Source organism: Halocynthiibacter sp. SDUM655004 (assembly GCF_026015885.1).
Lineage (GTDB): Bacteria > Pseudomonadota > Alphaproteobacteria > Rhodobacterales > Rhodobacteraceae > Falsihalocynthiibacter > Falsihalocynthiibacter halioticoli.
The window spans coordinates 574,957-596,892 of the sequence record NZ_JAPDUG010000002.1 but is presented as its reverse complement, the minus strand read 5'-3'; the positions used below and the strand labels follow the sequence as shown (position 1 = coordinate 596,892).

At 53.8% G+C, this 21,936-nt stretch carries 23 protein-coding genes and 1 tRNA gene; 15 read left to right on the top strand and 9 right to left on the bottom strand.

What is annotated here, in order from left to right; genetic code table 11:
* Positions 1-46: 46 nt before the first annotated feature.
* Positions 47-2,344, top strand: a complete 2,298-nt coding sequence (locus N9C89_RS10560; RefSeq protein ID WP_263953846.1) for a xanthine dehydrogenase family protein molybdopterin-binding subunit — start codon at positions 47-49, stop codon at positions 2,342-2,344.
* Positions 2,328-3,428, top strand: coding sequence for a DUF2235 domain-containing protein (locus tag N9C89_RS10555; RefSeq protein ID WP_263953845.1), 1,101 nt, complete (start codon positions 2,328-2,330; stop codon positions 3,426-3,428). The genes N9C89_RS10560 and N9C89_RS10555 overlap by 17 nt, the downstream gene beginning before the upstream one ends.
* On the opposite strand, the gene N9C89_RS10550 is transcribed toward N9C89_RS10555, so the two are convergent.
* From N9C89_RS10550 to metF, 3 genes are all read right to left on the bottom strand, one after another.
* The gene (locus tag N9C89_RS10550; RefSeq protein WP_263953844.1) at positions 3,425-3,811 is read right to left on the bottom strand and encodes a GFA family protein; all 387 of its coding nucleotides are present in this window, start codon (positions 3,809-3,811) and stop codon (positions 3,425-3,427) included. The two genes, N9C89_RS10555 and N9C89_RS10550, sit on opposite strands and share 4 nt — an antisense overlap.
* Before the next feature lie 18 nt (positions 3,812-3,829).
* The gene (locus tag N9C89_RS10545; protein ID WP_263953843.1) at positions 3,830-4,309 is read right to left on the bottom strand and encodes a PaaI family thioesterase; all 480 of its coding nucleotides are present in this window, start codon (positions 4,307-4,309) and stop codon (positions 3,830-3,832) included.
* Positions 4,310-4,390: 81 nt separating this feature from the next.
* Complete coding sequence (gene metF, locus N9C89_RS10540) at positions 4,391-5,278, bottom strand: methylenetetrahydrofolate reductase [NAD(P)H] (RefSeq protein ID WP_263953842.1); 888 nt, start codon at positions 5,276-5,278, stop codon at positions 4,391-4,393.
* 94 nt (positions 5,279-5,372) lie between these two features.
* Here metF and N9C89_RS10535 point away from each other — a divergent pair, with 94 nt between their 5' ends.
* Together N9C89_RS10535 and N9C89_RS10530 are read left to right on the top strand one after the other, a co-directional pair.
* Complete coding sequence (locus tag N9C89_RS10535) at positions 5,373-6,290, top strand: LysR family transcriptional regulator (protein ID WP_263953841.1); 918 nt, start codon at positions 5,373-5,375, stop codon at positions 6,288-6,290.
* Positions 6,291-6,362: 72 nt separating this feature from the next.
* Complete coding sequence (locus N9C89_RS10530) at positions 6,363-7,148, top strand: inositol monophosphatase family protein (RefSeq protein ID WP_263953840.1); 786 nt, start codon at positions 6,363-6,365, stop codon at positions 7,146-7,148.
* Positions 7,149-7,201: 53 nt separating this feature from the next.
* Here N9C89_RS10530 and N9C89_RS10525 read toward each other — a convergent pair whose 3' ends face one another.
* Both N9C89_RS10525 and putA read right to left on the bottom strand, forming a co-directional pair.
* Entirely contained in the window at positions 7,202-7,948 is a 747-nt protein-coding gene (locus tag N9C89_RS10525; RefSeq protein WP_263953839.1) for a rhomboid family intramembrane serine protease, read from the bottom strand.
* Positions 7,949-7,987: 39 nt separating this feature from the next.
* Positions 7,988-11,383, bottom strand: a complete 3,396-nt coding sequence (gene putA, locus N9C89_RS10520) for a bifunctional proline dehydrogenase/L-glutamate gamma-semialdehyde dehydrogenase PutA (RefSeq protein WP_263953838.1) — start codon at positions 11,381-11,383, stop codon at positions 7,988-7,990.
* A 108-nt stretch (positions 11,384-11,491) separates the two neighbouring features.
* On the opposite strand from putA, the gene N9C89_RS10515 reads away from it, so the two are divergent.
* Both N9C89_RS10515 and N9C89_RS10510 read left to right on the top strand, forming a co-directional pair.
* Positions 11,492-11,956, top strand: coding sequence for an Lrp/AsnC family transcriptional regulator (locus N9C89_RS10515; RefSeq protein WP_263953837.1), 465 nt, complete (start codon positions 11,492-11,494; stop codon positions 11,954-11,956).
* A gap of 119 nt (positions 11,957-12,075) precedes the next feature.
* Positions 12,076-12,161: transfer RNA gene (locus N9C89_RS10510), tRNA-Leu, on the top strand.
* Positions 12,162-12,208: 47 nt separating this feature from the next.
* Here the strand turns inward: N9C89_RS10510 and N9C89_RS10505 are convergent.
* The gene (locus N9C89_RS10505) at positions 12,209-12,820 is read right to left on the bottom strand and encodes an ImuA family protein (RefSeq protein ID WP_263953836.1); all 612 of its coding nucleotides are present in this window, start codon (positions 12,818-12,820) and stop codon (positions 12,209-12,211) included.
* Positions 12,821-12,927: 107 nt separating this feature from the next.
* Between N9C89_RS10505 and N9C89_RS10500 the strand changes: the two genes are divergently transcribed.
* From N9C89_RS10500 to N9C89_RS10490, 3 genes are read left to right on the top strand one after another with little or no spacing between them, the layout of a single operon-like run.
* On the top strand, positions 12,928-13,977 hold the full coding sequence (locus N9C89_RS10500) for an aldo/keto reductase (RefSeq protein WP_263953835.1): 1,050 nt from the start codon (positions 12,928-12,930) through the stop codon (positions 13,975-13,977).
* 17 nt (positions 13,978-13,994) lie between these two features.
* The gene (locus N9C89_RS10495) at positions 13,995-14,525 is read left to right on the top strand and encodes a 3-hydroxyacyl-CoA dehydrogenase NAD-binding domain-containing protein (RefSeq protein WP_263953834.1); all 531 of its coding nucleotides are present in this window, start codon (positions 13,995-13,997) and stop codon (positions 14,523-14,525) included.
* A 42-nt stretch (positions 14,526-14,567) separates the two neighbouring features.
* A complete protein-coding gene (locus tag N9C89_RS10490) occupies positions 14,568-15,476 on the top strand; it encodes an EamA/RhaT family transporter (RefSeq protein ID WP_263953833.1) in 909 nt (302 codons plus the stop codon).
* A gap of 17 nt (positions 15,477-15,493) precedes the next feature.
* On the opposite strand, the gene N9C89_RS10485 is transcribed toward N9C89_RS10490, so the two are convergent.
* Positions 15,494-16,171: an NUDIX hydrolase gene (locus tag N9C89_RS10485; RefSeq protein WP_263953832.1), complete on the bottom strand. Its 678-nt coding sequence runs from the start codon at positions 16,169-16,171 to the stop codon at positions 15,494-15,496.
* A gap of 205 nt (positions 16,172-16,376) precedes the next feature.
* Here N9C89_RS10485 and N9C89_RS10480 point away from each other — a divergent pair, with 205 nt between their 5' ends.
* The gene (locus N9C89_RS10480; protein WP_263953831.1) at positions 16,377-17,531 is read left to right on the top strand and encodes an alpha-D-ribose 1-methylphosphonate 5-triphosphate diphosphatase; all 1,155 of its coding nucleotides are present in this window, start codon (positions 16,377-16,379) and stop codon (positions 17,529-17,531) included.
* Here N9C89_RS10480 and N9C89_RS10475 read toward each other — a convergent pair.
* Positions 17,528-17,938 carry a DUF983 domain-containing protein gene (locus N9C89_RS10475; RefSeq protein ID WP_263953830.1) on the bottom strand — a complete coding sequence of 137 codons (411 nt, stop codon included), beginning with the start codon at positions 17,936-17,938 and terminating at the stop codon, positions 17,528-17,530. The two genes, N9C89_RS10480 and N9C89_RS10475, sit on opposite strands and share 4 nt — an antisense overlap.
* A gap of 190 nt (positions 17,939-18,128) precedes the next feature.
* Between N9C89_RS10475 and N9C89_RS10470 the strand changes: the two genes are divergently transcribed.
* The 4 genes from N9C89_RS10470 (at position 18,129) to N9C89_RS10455 (ending at position 20,182) form a co-directional block, all read left to right on the top strand.
* The gene (locus tag N9C89_RS10470) at positions 18,129-18,632 is read left to right on the top strand and encodes an EF-hand domain-containing protein (protein WP_263953829.1); all 504 of its coding nucleotides are present in this window, start codon (positions 18,129-18,131) and stop codon (positions 18,630-18,632) included.
* 92 nt (positions 18,633-18,724) lie between these two features.
* The gene (locus tag N9C89_RS10465; RefSeq protein ID WP_263954437.1) at positions 18,725-19,309 is read left to right on the top strand and encodes an RNA polymerase sigma factor; all 585 of its coding nucleotides are present in this window, start codon (positions 18,725-18,727) and stop codon (positions 19,307-19,309) included.
* On the top strand, positions 19,302-19,670 hold the full coding sequence (locus N9C89_RS10460) for a hypothetical protein (RefSeq protein ID WP_263953827.1): 369 nt from the start codon (positions 19,302-19,304) through the stop codon (positions 19,668-19,670). The genes N9C89_RS10465 and N9C89_RS10460 overlap by 8 nt, the downstream gene beginning before the upstream one ends.
* Positions 19,667-20,182 carry a periplasmic heavy metal sensor gene (locus N9C89_RS10455; protein WP_263953826.1) on the top strand — a complete coding sequence of 172 codons (516 nt, stop codon included), beginning with the start codon at positions 19,667-19,669 and terminating at the stop codon, positions 20,180-20,182. The genes N9C89_RS10460 and N9C89_RS10455 overlap by 4 nt, the downstream gene beginning before the upstream one ends.
* 3 nt (positions 20,183-20,185) lie before the next feature.
* Here the strand turns inward: N9C89_RS10455 and N9C89_RS10450 are convergent, their stop codons facing one another.
* A complete protein-coding gene (locus N9C89_RS10450) occupies positions 20,186-21,562 on the bottom strand; it encodes a diguanylate cyclase (protein ID WP_263953825.1) in 1,377 nt (458 codons plus the stop codon).
* Between the two features lie 94 nt (positions 21,563-21,656).
* Here N9C89_RS10450 and N9C89_RS10445 point away from each other — a divergent pair, with 94 nt between their 5' ends.
* On the top strand, positions 21,657-21,935 hold the full coding sequence (locus N9C89_RS10445) for a DUF3572 domain-containing protein (protein ID WP_263953824.1): 279 nt from the start codon (positions 21,657-21,659) through the stop codon (positions 21,933-21,935).
* Position 21,936: the final 1 nt, after the last annotated feature.

Below are 21,936 nucleotides of genomic sequence, written 5' to 3'. Positions count from 1 at the left end.
TGGCTGAGGATGCCCGATCATGCGGACAGGGAAGAGGCGAGTTTCGATGGATAAATTTGGTAAAAGTCAGTCTGTTAAGCGAACAGAGGATATCCGGTTTCTGACAGGGCAGGGCCGGTATGTTGATGACATCACGCCAGAGGGTGCTTTGCATGCCTATTTCTTGCGCTCGCCGGTTGCCCATGCGGAGATTACCGAGCTGAACCTCGAAGATGCCAGAGAAATGGATGGGGTTAAACTCGTCCTGAGCATGGCAGAGCTTGAGGCCATGGGGCTAGACGCGACGCTTGCCTGTACGGTTGTAAAAAACCGCGACGGGAGCAAAGGCGCTGATCCCATGCGACCGCTTCTAGCCAAGGGTCGAGTCCGATTTGTTGGTGATCCGGTAGCGGTTGTCGTGGCAGAAACGCTCGAACAGGCCCGCGATGCGGCGGAAGCTATTGAGTTTGATTACGAAGAATTGCCTGCGCATGTCAAAGTGTGCGCCGGGGGAGAGCCTTTGCATAAAGAGGCGCCGGACAATGTTGCCTATGACTGGGCGATGGGCGACGAAGCGGCCACAGAAGAGGCGTTTGCAAAAGCAGCGCACCATGTGAGTTGCGAGGTTGTTGATAACCGTATCATTGTGAATTCGCTCGAGCCGCGCGGGTGTTTCGCCGAGTATGACGGGCAGCGCATTCACCTTTCGGTCAACGGGCAGGGTGTGTGGCCTTACAAGGCTCAAATCAAACGAATTCTAAAGATGAACGAAGACGATATCCGGGTCACCAATCCCGACGTTGGTGGTGGATTTGGTATGAAAGCAATGCCGTATCCGGAGTATTTCGTTGCCGCCGCCGCCGCTCGTGAGTTGGGTGTTCCTGTGCGTTGGATGGGAGATCGATCAGAGAGCATACTGACAGATAATGCGGGCCGCGATCTTGTATCGACCTGCGAGCTTGCTTTTGACGAAAACCACAAGATCCTCGCTTATCGCGTCACAACCGTAAACAACCTTGGTGCCTATAATTCGAACTTCGCACAACCGATCCAGACCGAGCTTTTCGCCAAAGTCCTGATGGGCACGTACGACTGCACCACAACGTTCCATGCGGTGAAGGGCATCTTTACCAATACCACGCAGGTCGATGCGTATCGTGGCGCTGGTCGACCTGAAGCGATCTTTGCGCTTGAGCGTACGATGGATGCCGCAGCGCGCGAACTTAACGTTGATCCTTGGGAGCTTCGGCGCAAAAACTTTATCCCCAAAGATCAGTTCCCCTATCGGTCGGCGACGGGTGAACTATATGACGTTGGCGACTTTGAGCGTGTTCTTGATCGAGTTGAGAAGGAATGCGACCTCAAGGGCTTTGCCGCTCGTAAGTCGGAAAGTGCCAGCCGCGGGAAACTTCGTGGCATGGGGCTTTGCTATTACATCGAGAGTATCCTTGGTGATCCTTCGGAAGACGCGAAGGTCGAATTTCACGAAGACGGCACCGCGAGCATATACGTGGGTACTCAAAGCAACGGGCAAGGGCATGAAACGGTCTATGCGCAGTTCCTGTCGGACCAAACGGGAATTCCCGCCGACAAGATCAACGTTGTTCAGGGCGACAGCGATTTGATCGCGCGCGGTGGCGGTACAGGCGGTTCGCGCTCTGTGACGGTTCAAACACACGTGACACTCGCCGCTGTTACAAAGATCGTCGCGGCCTACCGTCCTTACCTCGCCGAGAAAATGGGCGTCGATGAAGAGGCAGTAAAGTTTGATGACGTGAGCTTTCGTGCTGAAGGGTCGAACCTTGCGCCAACCATGCTTGAAGCTGCTGCGATGGCGATGGCAGATGGTCGAAAAGACTTGTTGAGCTTCTCAGCGACAGCAGAGATTCCCGGGCGCTCATACCCGAATGGCGCGCACGTGGCAGAGGTCGAGGTTGACGAGGAGACCGGTAAAGTCGATGTTGTCCGCTACACTGTGACGGATGATTTTGGCAACCTTATCAACCCGATGCTTGTTGCGGGCCAAATCCACGGCGGCGTTGCGCAGGGGCTGGGACAGGCACTCACCGAGCAGGTGGTCTATGATGACGACGGGCAACTTCTGTCGGCAAGCTTTATGGATTACGCCATGCCGCGTGCGGATGATATGCCATTCGTTGATTTCACAACCGAAGGCACGCCAAGCACAGCAAACCCGATGGGAATGAAGGGCTGCGGCGAAGCAGGAACGGTCGGTTCAATGGCATCCGTTGCAAATGCTGTTCAAGATGCTCTTTGGGAACGTGGCGTGCGTAAAACAGATATGCCATTCACGCCAAGCCGAGTGTGGCAGATGCTTCAGGACGCAAATGGCGCGGCTTCTTAACAGACTCAGGAATTGGATTGGGTTTGGTGGCGGGCGAGAGCAGACACCAAGAACACTACAGCGCGGGCCAGTCACGCATGTGATCATTCTGGATGGCACGATGTCGAGCCTTGATGAAGGGCACGAAACAAACGCCGGCCGATTATACAAAATGCTCTGCGCGTTGCCTGCGCAAGTCCGGCCAAATTTACGCTACGCGTCTGGAGTTCAATGGCGAAGCTGGCGCAATACGCGAGACGTGTTGGAAGGGCGCGGCATTAACCGTCAAATTCGCGGTGCTTACGGTTTCCTTGCAAGCAGGTATCACACGGGCGACAAGATTTTCCTCTTTGGGTATTCACGCGGAGCCTTCGCGGTAAGAAGCCTTGCCGGAGTCATTGATCGCGTTGGTTTGCTCAAACCAGAGCACGCCACTGTGCGGAATATTCGAACCGCATATCGATTGTATCAAGGGCCAAGGCACTCTCGTGCGATCGAGGAGTTTCAAGCGGCCTATTGTCGAACAGAAGTCGATATTCAGATGGTTGGTGTTTGGGATACGGTAAAAGCGCTGGGCATGCGGCTTCCGTTTCTGTGGAGATTGACAGAGCCGAAACACGCCTTTCACAACCACAAGCTCGGAAGGGCCGTCAAGCACGGGTACCATGCGCTGGCGCTAGATGAAAATCGGTCTGCTTTTGCGCCTGTTCTCTGGTCGTGCCCTCCAGACTGGCACGGCGATGTCGAGCAGATGTGGTTTCGTGGAACCCATGGAGATATCGGCGGGCAACTTAGTGGATTTGAGGCCGCACGTCCGCTTGCGAATATCCCACTGGTTTGGATGTTGGAGAAGGCCGAAGCTGTCGGGCTGACCATGCCAGAGGGGTGGCGCGCAACCATCGACTGTGATCCAGACGCGCCATCGGTCGGGTCAACGCGGGGCTGGGGTATGCTGTTCGTTGCCCGTGGCACTCGTGTGATTGGCCGTGATATTTCGGAGCGCGTTCACGAGACGGTGCCAGAAGATCACAAGCTTGCGTTGGAGTTGCGGCAGGCGGCGAAACCTGAAATCAAACCGGAGCAAACGTCACAAATAGAGGCTTAGGTCGCGTTTTGGGGCAATCCATCTTTGATGTCATAATAGTCCCCTTTTTCGGCCGTGAAGATATGCATGCCCAACTTAATTCCAGTGGGTTGATTTATCGCGCCCATAGCAACCGCAATTTTGCCTGAGTTGTTCAAAGGCTCCCAAAACAGACTTGATCCGCAAGTCTCGCAAAATCCGCGTCTGACTTTCGCGGAGGATTGGAACCACTTGAGCGAGGAGACATCCGTGATGTTGAGCGCGGATTTGTCTATATCGGTCGAAGCCCAGAAATGACCAGAGGTCTTGCGGCACATAGTGCAATGGCATGCGTCGGGAGCGGATAGAGAACCTGAAATCTCAAAGGTAATTGCGCCGCAAAGGCAAGAACCGGTGTGTGCCATCTGAATGTCCTATTCCCGTTATGATTTGCTTGGCGTCATGACAAGGCAAGTCGTCGAGGCCGTGGCGTAGAGTTTACCATCTTCGACTCCGCGTATTTCACCTCTGGAAATACCTGTGGACCGCCCTGCGTGCTGACTTGTCCCGCGAGCTTCGACTTCCATGCCAAGTGGAATAGAGCGGGTGATATTCACCTTGTATTCCAGCGTTGTATAGGCCGACCCTTTAGGGAGCATTGTCATCACGGCACAGCCCATACAGGTATCCAGGATCGTGCCGTACCAGCCGCCATGTACAGCGCCCCATGGATTGCGGTGGTTATGAAGCGGGGTTCCGCGAAAGGCAACATTGCCTTCGGAGACTTCGACAATGCGATAGTTCATAACGCCGGATATCGGCGGTGGGCTTACATTTCCAGCAAGCATTTCTTGCATGTATTCAAGCCCCGACATCGAGAGGATGTCCTCTGTGCTCGATACTTTTATGGGCGACTGGCTCATATCGCTCCCCCTTCAATTCTCAATGTAGTTGAGGGGAAGCCTAGGTGTGGAACGACGAAATGGAAAGCCGCGAAAAGTCGGTTACGCGACGTTTTCGAGCGACGCTTCCGGTGTAATGCCAAGTGCATGGCACACGTCGCGTGTCCGTTCTGGGCGGTTGAGCGTATAGAAGTGCAAATCTTCGACGCCCCCGTCGATCAGTTCGCTGCACAATTCTGTGCAGAGCGAAGTAGCGAGAAGCTCTGTGCGATCATCGCGCTCTGCCTTCTCAAACGCATCGGCAACCCAGCTTGGAACAGATGTGCCGCAACGCGCCGCAAACCTTTGTGTTCCGGCCCAGCTTTGGATTGGGAGGATGCCTGGAATGATTGGCGCATCAATTCCGGCTTTCTCGCAACGATCACGGAAACGGAAGAACGTATCGGCTTCGAAGAAGAACTGCGTGATCGCGGAATCTGCTCCAGCGTCAATTTTGCGTTTCAGCCAGTCAACATCGGCTTGGGCATTTGGCGCATCGGGGTGCGGCTCTGGATATGCTCCAACGCGAATTTTGAATTTTCCTGTGTCGGACAGTGCTTCGATGAGTTCACAGGCATCCGCAAACCCTTCGGGGTGCGGCGTGAATTTGTCCGCGCCTTTGGGTGCATCACCACGCAGGGCAACAATCTCTTTGACACCAACGTCTGCATAGGAATTGGCGATTTTCAGCGTTTCTTCGCGCGTTGCGTCAACACATGTCAGGTGCGCGGCGACGTTCAGGCCGTAATTCTTGTGGATCGTGGCAACCGCTTCATGGGTCAGATCACGAGTTGTGCCGCCTGCGCCATAAGTGACCGATGAAAAACTCGGCGCCAGAGGCGCGAGCGCGCGCACTGTGTCCCAAAGCCGAAATGACGCTTCAAGCGACTGCGGTGGGAAAAACTCGAAAGAGATGCGTGGTGTTTTCGGGGCGGTCGTGGCGGCGGTCATTGCGATTCTATCCTTGTTTGCTGGCCCCTTGTCACATATCTCCATTTGTGAAACAAATTCATAATTCTCAAGATTAATATGAGGCACGTGCATAATGCACTTGGAGTTCCGACATCTACGCACAATAAAAGCAATTCACGAGGCGGGCGGTTTGGCGCGCGCGGCGGATGTATTGAACATCACGCAATCGGCGCTGAGCCACCAAGTCAAAGGGCTTGAGGATCAGGCTGGGGTAGAGCTTTTTGTGCGCCGTTCCAAACCGTTGCGGCTGTCTGCTGCGGGGATGAAACTCTTGCGGCTTGCGGAGAAAGTTTTGCCCGAGGTCGCAGCACTTGAGGCGGATTTCGCAGGGCTCCTTTCTGGGAAAAGCGGCCGACTTCATATCGCGATCGAGTGCCACGCTTGCTTTGAATGGCTGTTTCCGGTGTTGGAAGAATTCCGTAAGGCTTGGCCTGATGTTGACGTCGATATCCGCCCGGGGCTTGCGTTTGATGCTTTGCCTGCATTGCAGAAAGAAGGTGTTGATCTGGTGGTGTCTTCGGACCCGGAGAAGCTGGAAGGCGTTGAATTCTATCCTCTTTTCGACTACGAGCCCGTTTTTCTTGCCTCGGTGAACCACCCGCTTGCGAAGAAAGATTACATCGAAGCCGAGGATTTTCGCGGAGAAACATTGATTACCTACCCGGTGGACCGCTCGCGGCTTGATGTGTTCACCGAGCTTCTGACACCCGCCAAGGTCGAACCTCTTGCTGTTCGTCAGGTTGAGCTTACAGCGGTTATTCTTCTGCTCGTTGCTTCAAATCGTGGGGTCGCAGTTTTGCCGGATTGGGTTGTACGTGAAGTTCGTTACAATTCCGATTACGTCACGCGGCCCTTGGGCAAAGACGGGAAAACCAAACGGCTCTATGCTGCCGTTCGTACCGATGATGCGGCCAAGCCTTATATGTCCAATCTTATTCGATTGGCGCGGACCGAGCCGGTGAAACTTCAGCGAGGAATGCCTTCGCCGTAACGAAAACCCCCTTTGCCCTTGGCAAATGGCAGTGCCGCGCGTATATGCGCGGGCGTAACAAGGAGTGTCCCTATGATCGGCAGTGCAAATCTCAACATTATGGTGAAAGCCGCCCGCCGTGCAGGCCGCAGCCTCGCCAAGGATTTTCGCGAAGTAGAGAACCTGCAGGTGTCTGTGAAGGGCGCCGGAGACTTCGTGTCGAAAGCTGATATTTCTGCGGAAGCGATCCTCAAAGAAGACCTTATGGGCGCGCGCCCGACTTACGGGTGGCTCGCCGAGGAAAGCGAAGAGATTCCCGGAACAGATCCAACACGTCGTTGGATTGTTGATCCGCTCGATGGCACCACAAACTTCCTGCATGGCCTACCGCATTGGGCTGTCTCTGTTGCGCTTGAGCACAAAGGCGAGATTGTTGCCGGTGTTGTCTATGACCCGACGAAAGATGAAACATTCTTTGCCGAAAAAGGGCAGGGCGCTTGGATGAACGAAAGCCGTATTCGGGTTTCAGGACGTCATCGTATGATCGAAACGATCTATGCAACCGGCCTTCCGTTCGCTGGGCGCGCAGATCTGCCTGAAACACTGCAGGATCTGGCGCGTATTCTTCCTGCGTGTGCCGGAGTGCGCCGTTGGGGCGCTGCGGCGCTTGATCTCGCTTATGTGGCTGCTGGTCGGTATGACGGCTTCTGGGAACGACGCCTGAAGCCATGGGATATGGCAGCTGGTCTTGTGTTGGTGCGTGAAGCGGGCGGCCTTGTTGAACCGCTTGAGCCAGAAAATAATATCCTTGAGAGTGGCGCGGTAATCTGTGCAAACGAGCCGGTCTTTGACAGCTTTGCCAAGATCATTCGCGGCTAAACTGCGTGAACACAATTTAATGAAGGCGCGCTTTGGTCGCGCCTTTTTTGTGTCTATTTCCGACGCGTGACACGCGGAATAGAGCTTTTGGAAAGTTTGTATTCCGTTTCTGGGTGTGGGGCATGGCCGTCATTGCGCTCCCAGAATTTCGTGGCTCCGAGGCGAAGCCAGAGCGGTGCGGTCATAATGACACCAGCCACAAATCCACCAGCATGAGCCCAGAATGCGACGCCGCTTGTGTTCAAATCCGCTGTGAATCCGTTGAAAACTTGCAGCCCGAACCACACGCCAAGCACGATCCAAGCAGGGATCGGGAAGATGCGAAAGAACACAATAAAGATAAACAAAACATCAACGCGCGCTTTGGGATAGAGCAATAGATATCCACCCATGACTGCCGCGATTGCGCCCGAAGCCCCGACCATAGGGATTACTGAGCTTGGATCGGCAAAAGCGTGTGAAAACCCAGCTACAATTCCGCCAAAAAGGTAAAATGCGAGGAAGCCTATGTGCCCCATCGCGTCTTCCATATTGTCGCCAAACACCCACAAAAAAAGCATATTCCCCGCAAGATGCATGAAACTTCCGTGTAAAAACATGCTGGTTATAGGGGTATGAAGCTGTGCGCCGTCAAAAACAAACTGTGGCACCATGGCCCAACGCCAGAAAAACGCATTAATCACGCGAGGGTCGTCAAGGTATTGCCAGTATGACAGGAAGACCACGATATTTATCGCGATCAATGCATAAGTGACAAAGGGTGTTCGCTGTGACGGGTTGTGATCGCGGATAGGAAACATAGTGCCAGATTGCCTACCCGCGACTGCCCGTCAAGCGGTTTACGGTGTCTGGCCCGCCAGCAATGCGGCGTTTCCGCCTGCGGCGGTTGTATCAACACACAGGTGGCGCTCGTGCAAAACATGCCCAGCATCGGGATGTCCGGTGATAAGCGGCAATATCGGACCGGACCGAGACGCAAGCGCCTTCACGTAAGGTCGTGCATTTTGGCCCCAGTAGATTGCGCCAGAGAAACCCGTGAGTTCGGCAAGATCGGCGGGTTGCACCGTTGCAGCAACTGCAATGCCACCTAAGGCTTCTACGGCCTCTGCTTGGGCCTTTTGCGCCTCTATCCCCGGTCCGAGACACAAAACCGGTGCGCGAGGCGAAGCGGTAAGTGTGTTCGCTTCGCCCGTTGGGCCAGGGAGGATTTGAAGATCGATTGATGTGCTTACATTGGCAACATTGATTTTTGCTTGCACGGTTTCGATCGGCTCAAACTCTTCGGCATCCTCAATGATAGGAGCGGAATGCGAGGTGAAACGCGCAAGATAGTTCGGTCCGCCCGCCTTCGGTCCAGTTCCTGATAGACCTTCGCCGCCGAAGGGTTGGCTTCCTACGATCGCACCAATCTGATTGCGGTTTACATAAATGTTTCCGACGTGAAGCTTTTCTTGCACCTCAGCTACTCGGGAGTCGATCCGGCTGTGCAACCCGAAGGTCAGGCCGTAGCCGCTTGCATTAACTGCGTCCAATACCTCATCAATTGCACCGGATTTGAATGTTGCAAGATGTAATACTGGCCCAAAGATTTCCTCTTCCATTTGCTTCACGCCAAGTGGGGTAGATATCAATACCGGTGCCACGAAATGGCCGACAGACGGTGCCGGAAGCTCTTTGATAATGCGCCCCTCCGATCTGGCGGCGGCAACATAGCTCTGGATTTTCTGTTGTGCGGCTAGGTTAATAACAGGGCCGATATCGGTTTGCAGTAGGGAGGGATTTCCCAATGAAAGCAAATCCATAGCGCCCGTAAGCATTTTGGTGAAGCGTTCCGCGACCTCCTCCTGTACATAGACGCACCTTAGAGCCGAGCACCGTTGCCCCGCGGATTGGAAGGCGCTCGCAATAACATCAGTAACCGCTTGCTCAAGAAGCGCTGTGCTGTCGATAATCATCGCGTTCAGCCCTCCGGTTTCCGCAATTAGTGGCGCACCCGGGGCGAGGTTTTCGGCCATTGCAGAGCGGATGCGCAGAGCGGTGGCTGTTGAGCCAGTAAAGCAAACGCCATCCACGCGTGGGTCAGAAACAAGTGCCGCTCCTACGCTAGCTCCTTGGCCAGGTATCAATTGCAGAACGTTTTCTGGCACGCCCGCTTTATGCAGTAGATCAACGGCATAGGCAGCAATGAGAGGGGTGTCTTCAGCGGGCTTTGCCAATACTGCGTTGCCTGTCGCGAGGGCCGCCGCGATTTGTCCTGTGAAGATGGCCAGCGGGAAATTCCATGGCGAGATGCAAGTGAATGTCCCGACGGGCGGGTTCGTGTGAGACAACGCTTGCGCGCCGTAGTAGCGCAAGAAATCCACGGCTTCACGAAGTTCGGCTAAACTGTCCGGAACGGTTTTCGCTGCCTCACGGCATAGCAATGCGAATATTTCGGCTGTGTTTTCCTCGAAAAGCGCGGCTGCGCGATCGAGTGTTTGCTTACGCTCTGAGGCTGGCGCGTCCCAAAGCTCGGCTTGCTTGAGTGCATTCTCGATGTCAGAGGGGCTGGACTCGTGAACATGCCCAACACAATCGTTTGGGTCGAATGGATTGAGGGAATGTGCCGTTTCGCCGTTAGAACCAGCGCCGAATGTATAGGTTTTCTGCATGAATTCATCACGATGGCGCAGCAGCTCTTTTGATGCGAGTGCAAAGTCAAGATCGATACCCGCCGAGTTTTTCCGTTCTGGTTCAAATAACTCGGTGCCCTTGGTCAGGGCCGGTGCAGCTTCAGCCTCAAAAGGATCAGCAACGACTGTCTCCGGAGGAACATCCTCGTCGACCACCTGATTCACAAATGAACTATTGGCGCCATTTTCCAAGAGCCTCCGCACGAGATATGCCAACAAATCGCGATGGGTGCCGACGGGCGCATAAATACGGCAATCTGTGCCGAAATCGTCGCGGGTCAGGTCGTGAAGTGCTTCGCCCATCCCGTGTAGACGTTGAAACTCGAAATTTGTGTTCGGTGGTGCGATATGGCGAATTGCAGTGATCGTGTGGGCATTGTGCGTGGCAAACTGCGCGAAGATGCGGTCATTGTAAGACAACAACCGTTTGGCGCAGGCTATGTAGGAAATGTCTGTCGCGGATTTGGATGTGAAAACCGGAAACGCAGAAAGGCCAAGCTCTTGAGCGTGCTTGATCTCGCTGTCCCAATATGCGCCCTTGACCAACCGCAGAGTGATCTTACGATCCTGTTCCTCGCAAAGCGCAGCGAGCCAATCGATAACGTGGCGCGCGCGCTGTCCATATGCTTGCACTACAACGCCCAGCCCGTCCCATTCTGCAAGATCAGGATCGCGCAGCAAGGCTTCGATGATTTTAAGGGATAGATCCAGACGATTGGCTTCCTCAGCGTCGATGGTGAAGCCCATGTTGTTGGTTTTCGCCATATTCGCCAAGGTGCGCACACGCGGCAGAAGTTTCGACATCACCAGGGCTTCCTGCGCGGGTTCGTAGCGTGGAAAAATTGCCGAGAGCTTGACTGAAATTCCTGCGCCACTGATCGGGTCATCCTGCACGCCGATTTCGGTGATTGCGTTGGCGTAGTGGTTGAAATGCACCTTGGCGTCCGCTTCGGTCAGGGCCGCTTCACCGAGCATGTCGAAAGAATAGCGATACCCCGTATCGACCATCGCCTGTCCGCGCTCCATTGCGCCTTCGATGGTTTCCCCAAGAACGAATTGGCGGGCCATCTCCTTTACTGCGCGCTTAACGGCGACGCGAATGACCGGATCGCCCAAACGCTGAACCGCGCCGCGCAAAACGCCGGCTATGCTCTTATCCGTCGGCTCGAGAACCCGGCCCGTGAGCATGAGCGCCCAAGTGGAAGCGTTCACAAGAGAGGAGGCGGCTTTGCCAAGGTGCTTGCCCCAATCGGACGGGGCGATCTTATCTTCGATGAGCGCGTCCACGGTAGGCGCGTCTGGCACACGCAGAAGCGCTTCGGCTAAACACATAAGCGCTATGCCTTCTTCGGTTGAAAGGCCGTATTCAGCAAGGAAGACTTCCATCAACCCCGGTTTGGACGACGCCCGAAGCCTGCGCACAGTTTGGGTGGCTTCCGTGGAGATCAGCTTGCGCGCCTCTTCGCTTAGGTCCGCAATGTCGCGCAAACTGGCAAGGGTAGCGTGCTCGTCGGCGTATGTGGCGTTTACGATGTTTTGGCGCAATTGGGAGAGATCAGACATGGCGTGCCTTTCGTTTTCCTAATTATGCCATGTTGTTTTTGGAGATATTCTCTATATTTTCTCAAAATGTAGAAATTTTGCCCAATTTTTTACCCTGTGCTGGAGTGAATGATGCAAGACTTGGATTCCTTTGATGAGAAAATACTATCCGTTCTCAGTGCAAACGGACGGATCAGCATTACCGATCTTGCAAAGCGCATAGGGTTGTCAAAGACGCCAACGCAGCTTCGGGTAAAGCGACTGGAAAGCGAAGGGATTATCTCTGGCTACCGCGCTGTTCTTGATCCGATCAAGCTTGGGCGAGATCACGTTGCCTTTGTTGAGGTGCGCCTAACCGATACTCGCGAGGCGGCACTCACCGCATTCAACGAAGCTGTCCGTCAAATCGCAGAGGTGGAAGAGTGTTATATGCTGGCGAGTCAGTTTGATTACCTGTTGAAAGTGCGGACCCATGACATGAAAGATTATCGTGATGTTCTTGGTGGTCGTATTTCCGCGCTTCCTTTTGTTTCGCACACAAGTACGCATGTTGCGATGCAGGCTGTGAAAGAGGGCGGGCGTTGGCAATCCTAGGCGTTTTTCCGACGTTGCTCGATGCAAGTTTAGCTGAGTGCGATTACGAAGGGCTGAGCTCTGGACACGCATGCAATCTTGTGCCACTTGTTGGCCAAATCGAGCCGCTTGCGGCTTTTGGGGGCGTGGTGGAATGGTATACACAAGGGACTTAAAATCCCTCGCCGGAAATGGCTTACGGGTTCGAGTCCCGTCGCCCCTACCACCTTTGTTTCAGAATAGTTTGTGCCCAATGTCAGGGCTCTGTACCGCTTAATACATGCGCAATTGTGCGGGTTCTAACGTGAAATCGTTTTGGCGCCGCGTGACATGCCATGCTTTTGGTGGCGCCATACGTGCGCGGCGACGTTCGAGATGCCACCCTGCGGAATCGGTTTTGTAATCCTGCTCCATGAACCATCGCGTTTCACAGCCTTGTGCGCCGCCATTGCCGGACGTGAGCAACAAGGCAAGCGGGCGGGTGCTGTGATCTTTGGCGCCAGCGGCGGCGGCCAGATGCAGGCGGCGTACTGCGGTCAAGCCAGGGAGTTCCGGCAGCAAGCCAACCACAAGTGGCACAACACCTGCGCGCAGGACTTCTTCGATGCTGCCAAGCAAATCTCCGGTGTTGGAGGTTGCCACCAAAACAAGGCGGGATGGGTCAATAAACTCCAGAACGCCAGCGGGATTGAGCTGTTCATTGTCCCACCGAGGATGAACCCAGAATACAGGCCCCTCGGTTGCGCGCGCAATTATAAGCGCCAATGTCTTACGGGCGCTGCCGCAGATTTCATGAGCGCGGCATGGTGTCAGCGACAAGTCATCCAGAAACGAAATGCCATGCACCGGACGATTCTTCTTACGAGTCAGGAGGGGGGTGGACATAAGCGAAATTTATCATGTTCTCATTTTGTTCTCAACTGATTTTCCCCTTGTTCCCCCGTTGAATGCCCCTAAGTTATGGTGAACGCAAAAGAACAACAGGACGCACGATGAAAAAGATCAAACTGGGACGCAGTGATATTGAGGTGACGCAGCTTTGCCTCGGCACAATGACGTGGGGCACACAAAACACCGAAGCCGAAGGGCACGCGCAAATCGATTATGCCGCCGAGCAGGGCATCAACTTTATGGATACCGCCGAAATGTATCCTGTGAATCCGGTATCGAAAGAGACTGTCGGGAATACAGAGAGCATTATCGGCACATGGATCGCCAAGAACCGGAACCGCCGCGACGATTGGGTTATTGCGACCAAAATCGCGGGCTTGAACGGCAGATTTGTCCGAGAGGACCAACCCATCACCGGCGAGACAATGAAAGCAGCGGTTGAGTCTTCGCTCAAGCGCCTACAGACAGATGTGATTGATCTTTACCAAATCCACTGGCCAAACCGTGGTTCGTATCACTTCCGTCAGTATTGGGACTTTGATGCGAGTGGCCAAAATCGCCAAGAAACGCTCGATCATATGGCTGATGTGCTGCGCGCAATGGACGAATTGCAAAAGGCCGGCAAGGTTCGGGAGTTCGGCCTTTCCAACGAAAGCGCATGGGGCACGGCGCAATGGCTTCGCCTTGCGGACGAGCTTTCCGCGCCCCGCATGCAAACCATCCAGAACGAATATTCGCTTCTTTGTCGCTTGTTCGACACCGATCTAGCGGAGCTTTGTGTCAACGAAGATGTAACTCTGTTGGCATATTCCCCGCTCGGATGCGGATTGTTGACCGGCAAATATGATGGCGGTGAAACAATTCCGAAAGGGTCTCGCCTTGATTTGAATGGCGATTTGGGTGGACGTGTAACGCCCAAAGTATGGCCAGCGGTTGAGGCGTATCTGAATATTGCGCGCAAACACGATTTGGACCCGTCGCAGATGGCGATTGCATGGTGCATGACACGACCATTCCCAATCTCGCCGATCTTTGGCGCGACATCCGTGGAACAGCTGAAGGTTGCGCTTGGTTCGGACGCTGTTGAATTGAGCGATGAGGTTCTACGCGATATCAAAGAAGCATATCGTGAATTCCCGATGCCGGTCTAATCGAGAGGAAATTGAATTTGGAAAAACGCGCAGCGATCATCGGATGCGGAAAAGTGGGGCGCAATTGGGCTCTGCTATTCTTGCGTGCGGGCTGGTCGGTGCGCGTTTTCGATCCGGACACTGGCGCGACCGATCAATTGCAAAAACTGGTTGCGCAGCTTGCCGATAGCGAACCGGGTTATGAAAACGGACTATCACGTCTGTCCGTTCATCAAACGCTTTCTGATACGATAGAGGGCGCGCTCTGGATTCAGGAAAGCGCTCCGGACCGACTTGATCTAAAGCGCAAGATTTATCAGAAAGTTCAGGTGACCTGCCCAACAGAGGCCGTTATCGCATCCTCAACCGAAACACTTGGTGCGCATGAAATACAAGCCTGCGCAGTGCGTCCCAAATTCGTGCTGGTCGTGCGGCCGATGTCTTACGGCTTCTCAAACCCGAAAGTTGCGGTATTGGGTGGCGTGAAAACCAATCCGAAGTTCTTAGCGCAAGCGGCAACATTCCTACAGGAACTCGGCCTTGAAACCGAGATTAGTTCCGGCCGGTAAACAAAACCTAGACAGGGTACGGATGCTCGGGCATCAGGTGATATGAATATCTGGATCCCGATTACAATCGCTGCCGCATTTGCACAAAACCTGCGGTTCATGCTGCAAAAGCACTTGAAAGCGACGGAGCTTTCAACCGCCGGAGCGACCTTTTCACGATTTCTCTATTCTGCGCCGTTGGTCGCGCTGCTTCTTGTGGTCTATCTGCGCCTTTCCGAGACACCAATGCCGGACCCGATCGCGCGCTTCTGGATTATGGCCCTTACTGGCGGCCTCGGGCAAATTTTGGCGACCATGTGTGTTGTTGCGATTTTCTCTTATCGCAGTTTTGCTGTGGGGATCACCTTCAAGAAGACCGAGGTCTTGCAGACCGCATTATTGGGCTTTGTTGTTTTGGGCGAAGGGATTTCTGCATGGGGCTTGGGCGCGATCCTGGTTGGCTTCACCGGAGTTATCCTTCTTTCGAACGCTCCTGGTGATAATGACCGTAATTGGATTGAGCGCATGTTTACGCCCGCTGCCGGGTTGGGGCTTCTATCTGGAATTCTCTTTGCATGTTCCGCAATCGGGTATCGGGGAGCCTCTTTGTCTCTTGGGCTTGATGTGCCGTTTTTTGCGCGGTCCTGTTTCACACTGGCCGTGGTCACGAGCAGCCAAACTGTTGCCATGGCCATCTGGCTCTATTTTCGGGAAAGCGGCGAGATCACACGTGTTCTGCGCAGTTGGCGCGTTTCTGGCTTGGTTGGCCTAACATCAATGGCGGGCTCGCTCGGTTGGTTCACGGCTTTCACCTTGCAAAACGCGGCCTATGTCAAAGCCTTGGGACAGATCGAGCTTTTGTTCAGCTTCATAGCAAGTACGGTTTTCTTTAAGGAAAAAGCAGCAACGAGAGAGATTGTCGCAATGCTGTTGTTAACGGGATCAATCTTGCTGTTGGTGCTGCTGGCCTAACGAAGATACCCGGATGGTTATTCAACCGACGGAATGCGCGTAAAGATGTTGCGTTTGTCGGTTGCCTTGAAATAAGGGACCTCGGAAGGACGCACTCCCGTTTTCAGATGTTTCTCAACTTCGGCAAGCACGACTTCGGTTATGAACGGCAAATCAAAACTCCGCGCATTAGACAGCTCAATCCATTGTAGGTGGGAAAGCTCGTCAGAGGCGGCGCTGAAATCATCAGGATCACTCGCGAGGTTTTCGGCATCCACAAGAAAGAACCGCGCGTCAAATCTTCGTTTGGGGCCAATCGGCGTCACCGCGCGAAACACAAATCTAAATCCTTCTGCGGAAGGGCGATAGCCGCGCTGCGCAAAGGTTTCCCAATCTTTGGGTGGGGTTTTCCACTCGGCCTTGGAGCCCAGTATCAAGCCCGCTTCCTCCCAGAGTTCCCGAATTGCCGCAACGGGCAAAGCACGAGCCAGTTCTGGCGTGCAGTCGTGAAGTAGCTGTTCTTGGCACGCAGGTTCCATTGGCTGCATCAGCGGAATATTTACGTCATCCAAATCAACCGCTCCGCCGGGAAACACGAATTTGTTCGGCATGAACGCTGCTTTTTGTCCGCGTTGCCCCATTAAGACATGTACGGCGCCGGCGATATTGCGATGCAAAATAAGCGAAGCTGCGTCGCGAATTACAGGAGAGTTCATGGTGAGCCTTTGGTGTTGTTCTTGCGCGCAACCGCAACGCTATAGGCTTGCATATCGCAGTTCAATGTCTTGCCGCTAACCTAGCTCGGCCCCAAACGTGAAAATCCGCAACTCGGGGGTAAACAATCCGTTCAAAACAAGCCACACTCCACCCGCTGACTCGGCATTCGAGTTCAAAGACCTCTGCTGCAAAAGGCCGCCAGACATGACGCAAAGATCCGAAACAGTTCTAACGAACGCAAACATCATTCTGGACGAAGAGGTGATTTACGGCACGCTGACGATCGCAGGAAATGAGATCAAAGAGATCACCCAAGGCCGATCGCAGGTTTCAGGCGCGATAGATTGTGATGGAGACTTCTTGGCTCCTGGCCTCATTGAGCTTCACACTGACAACCTCGAACGCCATATGACGCCCCGCCCAAAAGTTGATTGGCCGCACCGTGCCGCGATTGTTGCGCATGACCGCGAGCTAGCAGGGGCAGGAATAACCACTGTATTTGATGCGATCCGCGTGGGATCAATCACGTCTGACTTGAGCAAAAAACGCTATGGTAAATATGCCCGTAAGATGGCTCACGAAATCCTATCTATGCGCGATGCGGGTGCTCTTGGGATAAGCCACCATATTCATCTCCGTGCGGAAGTCTGTTCTGAGACACTGCTAGAAGAGTTGGAGGAGTTTGGGCCAGATGATCGTGTCGGAATTGTTTCTTTGATGGATCACACGCCTGGGCAGCGGCAATTCAGCGATCTTAAGAAATTCGAGGATTACGTCTGCGGCAAGAACGGTTTGTCGCGAGACACATTTGGTGAGTATATCGACTTTCTAATTGGCCTGCGTGATACCATTGGCGCTAAACATGAAGAGGCGACTGTTGGTGCTGCGAAACGCTACGGCGCGACACTGGCGAGCCATGATGATACGACACGCGAGCAGGTTGAGGCCTCATTCAAACATGGTGTGACGATTGCCGAGTTTCCAACGACCGTTGAAGCGGCGCATGCTTGCGCGGATCAAAACATCTCGGTCATCATGGGGTCACCCAACTTGGTGCGGGGTGGGTCGCATTCCGGAAATGTCGCGGCCTCCGAACTCGCCAACTTAAACCGCGTTGATATTCTTTCGTCTGACTATGTACCGGCATCTTTGCTTCTTGGCGCTTTGCAGCTCGCCGATATGTGGGATGATCTGCCGCGCGCGTTGGCAACCGTGACGAAAGCTCCTGCACTTGCAGTCGGTTTGGATGATCGTGGTGTACTTGCGCAGGGAAAACGAGCGGACATCATCCGGTTTGGCAAAGTCCTTGATGCACCCGTCATTCGAGCGGTATGGGCGAATGGCGACCGTTGCGGCTAGTTTTGTCCGCTGCCGGTGCCGAAACCATGCATCCTCTTGGCCCATTGAATTCCGATCATCGCCCCTTTGAAGCGGGGGAGCAGATAGAGCGAGAGTGCAACGCAGCCAACGGAGAAGGCGCCCGCGAGAATAAACGGGTCTGGTTGATAGGCAGTAAAGACCGCCAGAAGAAGCGGCGCCATGATGTGTCCAACAACCAGGATTGTCAGATACGCAGGCCCGTCGTCCGCGCGCTGGTGATAAAGCTCCTCGTTACAGACGGCGCAATTCGGGCGTACTTTTAAGTAGCTCATCAGAATTGGGCCAGACCCGCAGTTGGGGCATTTTCGCTTCCAGCCACGCATGATCGCCTGTTTGACTGGCCGGTCGGTGTCTGTGCCGGTTCTGTCTGTAGCAGTGTTTTGCATGATGTTGTCCTTGTTCGCGCCTCTATATTTGCCAATGCCTGCTGCAGATGAACAGTGGTCAATCTGTCCTTGCGGCGCGATGTCGCAAAATAATTCGATTTCAGGCGACGGAATTCCGAACCCCACGCGTTTTATTTACAGATCACGAGCTGAGAGACGGCTTGTGACAACATTCAAAAAGGATGGACAAATGAAACATATGACATTGATCGCAGGACTTTCCGCAGGCCTCTTGTTGGTAGCAACCGCGGGTGCCGCGATTTCCCAGACAGATAGCGAGAAAGGCGACAAACGCGGCGGCGCTCGTTTTAACATCGAAGAGATCGATACCAATGGCGACGGAATGATCTCTCAGGAAGAGATTGCGGCCCATCAAGCTGCGCGCTTCAAAGCGATGGATATCGATGGCGATGGAAAAATCTCCAGCGAAGAAATGGCGGCACAGGCAGATAAGAAGCGTGCAGAGCGTAAAGAGAACCGTAGCGAGCGGATGATTAAGGCGCTCGATAAAGATGGTGATGGCCTCGTGAGCGAAGAAGAAATGCAAGCCCGCTCCATGGGTGACGACATGTTTGAAAAGCTCGATAAAGATGGAGACGGCCTTCTGAGCATGGAAGAACTCAAGGCTGGCCATAAGCATTTGGGCAAGAAGAAGGGTAAACGCGGACCAAAAGGCGAGCGCGGATCCGAGTAAAGTAAATAGTTTCTGCCTCTTCCCAGGTCCAAGGTGCCGGCTTGGGAAGAGGTGCGTTGCCAGAATTAATCAAAACGGATACGCCGGACTCTATGTCAAACGCGCGCGCAACCCTATCTGAGGTTCCGGAAGAAGAACTGTTGGTACTCTATGCCAACGGCGACAGAGCCGCGGCGCGGGCGCTGACTGAATTATTTGCACCCAAAGCTTTTGCCTTTGCGCAGAGATTGCTCTCTGATCGGGCCGAAGCCGAAGACGTGGCTCAAGAAGCTATGTTGCGCCTATGGAAAATTGCTCCGGAATGGAGGCGAGGGGAGGCCAAAGTCAGTACTTGGCTTTATCAGGTCACCCGCAACCTCTGTACCGACAGGCTTCGCAAGCGCCGAGGCGTTGGGTTAGACGAAATCGCTGAGCCGCTGAGTGATGCTAAGTCTGCCGAAGAGGTCATGCAGACAGAGGATCGGGCGAAGGCGCTTCAACTGGCGATGGAAACACTTCCCGAGCGCCAGCGCGCGGCGATTGTTCTGCGACATTTCGAAGGGCTTTCAAACCCTGAAATCGCAGACGTATTGGAAATCAGTACCGAAGCTGTCGAGAGTTTGACGGCGAGGGGAAAAAGGGCGCTTGCTAAGCTATTGTCAGGGCGCCGCGACGAGTTAGGATACACCGATGCCTAAGACACCTGAAAAACCGATTGATCTTGATGGTTTTTTTGCCGCCGAGAAACAGGCCGTGAACGAACCGTCGACAGATTTCATGGCGCGTGTACTTCGTGATGCTGAAGATATTCAGGACGCGTTCGCACCGCAGGCCCCTTCTCCTAAGCCGAAACCTATTTGGGAAGCTTTGATCGGTGCGATCGGTGGTTGGCGGTCTGTGGCAGGGCTGGCAACGGCAACGATTGTCGGTGTTTGGATCGGTGTATCTCCGCCTGAATCTTTGGACGGCTTGGCAAGCTTCGTCTGGTCGGAGGACGCGGTCAGCTATGCGGAGTATCTCCCGAATTATGACTACACGTTATTGGAGGGGCAGCTATGAGCGATGCACCTGATACTAAAAAAACAAAATCCAGCAGCATACAAAAGTATCTGTTGATCGGGTCTTTGGTGGTGAACTGCCTCTTTATTGGTGTGCTTGTCGGCGGAGCTGTAACAGGCGGCAAAGGGCATATGCGCCCACCACAAGGTGAGGTCGATATCGGGCCATTCAGCCGCGCGATGGATGAACAAAACAAGCAGGCCTTGAAGGAAAATTTAAGCGGCCGAATTACGCAACGAAGCCGTGAAGATCGGCGTGAAGCACGCGTTTTGTTAATTGGGTTGATCGAGTCCATTCGCGCGGAAGAATTCGATCCGGAACGTCTGGCAAACTATTTCGACAAGATGAGCGAACTCGGAGAACTTCGTAGAACGCAAGGCGAGGCGGCGCTGATTGAGGAGATTTCAAAGATGAGCGTGGAGGAGCGCATTGCCTACGCAGACCGCCTTGAAGCGCAGTTCAAACGAAACCGATCGAATGGCAAGAAGCCACCTCGCACAGATAATAAATAGAGACTAATGCGTGTGCTCGCTGACCGAAACCTGATTGCGGCCGTCGGACTTTGCGACATAAAGCGCTGAATCCGCACGTTTAAGAAGGTCATCAGGAGTTTGTGTCGCGCTATCCGCGATGGCGACGCCGATGCTTAGAGTCGCCGTAATTTGGTGATTGGTTCCAGGTATAGAAATAGGCGTGGCTTCGACTATTCGCCTGACGCGCTCTGCGGCAATTCTGGCTTGCTCTAATGATGTTTCCGGCATCGCAATCAAGAATTCCTCGCCCCCATAACGCGCAACAAGATCTACGCTCCGCAGACTTGCACGAATGCGTTCGGCGACCTCGCGGATGACCGCGTCTCCTGCGGCATGACCGTAGGTGTCGTTCACCTGTTTGAATCGGTCCAGATCGAGCATCATCACGGCGTAGTCGCGCTGGCTTCCCTTGGCGCGATTGGCGATATGTTTCAGATGCGGCAACGCATAGCGACGGTTGTAAAGGCCCGTTAACGGATCGATGACCGCCATACGGAGCCCGTCCTGTACGTTTTCTCGGAGCTTGTCGGCCTGACGTTTCCGTTTAAGCTGCGTGCGGAGCCGAAGCGCAAGTTCTTCAGCGTTAACATTTGCGCCAACAATGTCATGTGCGCCGAGATCAAGAGCAGAGATGGCATCCGCGCCATGAGGATTTTCGAGCAGCATTACAATCGGGGTATAGCGTGTATCCTGCCTACTTTTGAGCTCTGACAAAAGCCTGAGCATTTCGGACGCCGAAGTACTATTGGCGGCCAAAAGGATTACATCTGGCGACGTTTTATTGCGGAAGCCTTTTAATGCTGCATCTGGCGAAAGTGTCTCAACGCGATCTCTGATTTGGTTTGCAAGGCTTTGCTGGATGGTTTCTGTGCGTGCGGGGTCAGCAGAGATAATTGCGATTTGCCCTTGGGTTGCAAAGCCGCTCGATGCCTCGGCAAAGCCCGTGTCTGTAAAGCTTGGAGCGTTCTCTCGTAATTCCTCTATGGCCCCACGTGCGCGCAGAATACTGCGAGTTTTGGCGAGCAGAATTTCTTCGTGTATGGGCTTGCTAATAAACTCATCTGCTCCCGCCTTGAGAGCTAGTAATCTAGTATTGGGATCGCTACTGGAGGAGACTATAATTATGGGGATTTCACGGGTTTCTGGGTGCCGGCGCAGAGCCTCACAAACGGTGATGCCACATTTGTCGGGTAAGTCAGAGCTTAGAATAATCAGGTCAGGAGATTCTTTAATGGCAATGCGAATGGTCTGCGCACCGTCCGCGGATTGGCTCACATCATAAAATGCGCTCGCGAGGTTAGCTTTGAGCACAATGCGATTGGTGGCGACGTTGTCCGCAATCAGTATTCGGCCAGCCATGTCATTCCCCGCGAATTTGACTCAATTTACTACCGTTGCGTTTCATATTTGGTTAGATTAGTTAAAATTTCCTTTCCAAAGAGTGTAAAAGTCGATGAATCCAGAAACTGCGCAAGTGCGGGCAATTCAAGCATTAGGGTGGCTTGCCGGTAACGAGGAACTTTGGGATGTATTCCTTGGTTCAACGGGCGCGAGCGCCAAAGATGTGCGTGCTGGAGCGGAAGACCCAGAATATCTTGGGTCGGTGCTGGATTTCGTGATGTTGGACGACAAGTGGGTCATGGACCTTTGTGCCGCGATGGGGTGGCCATTTGAAACGCTCAAGCAAACACGCATTGCACTCCCAGGCGGCCAGGATGTTTCTTGGACTTGAT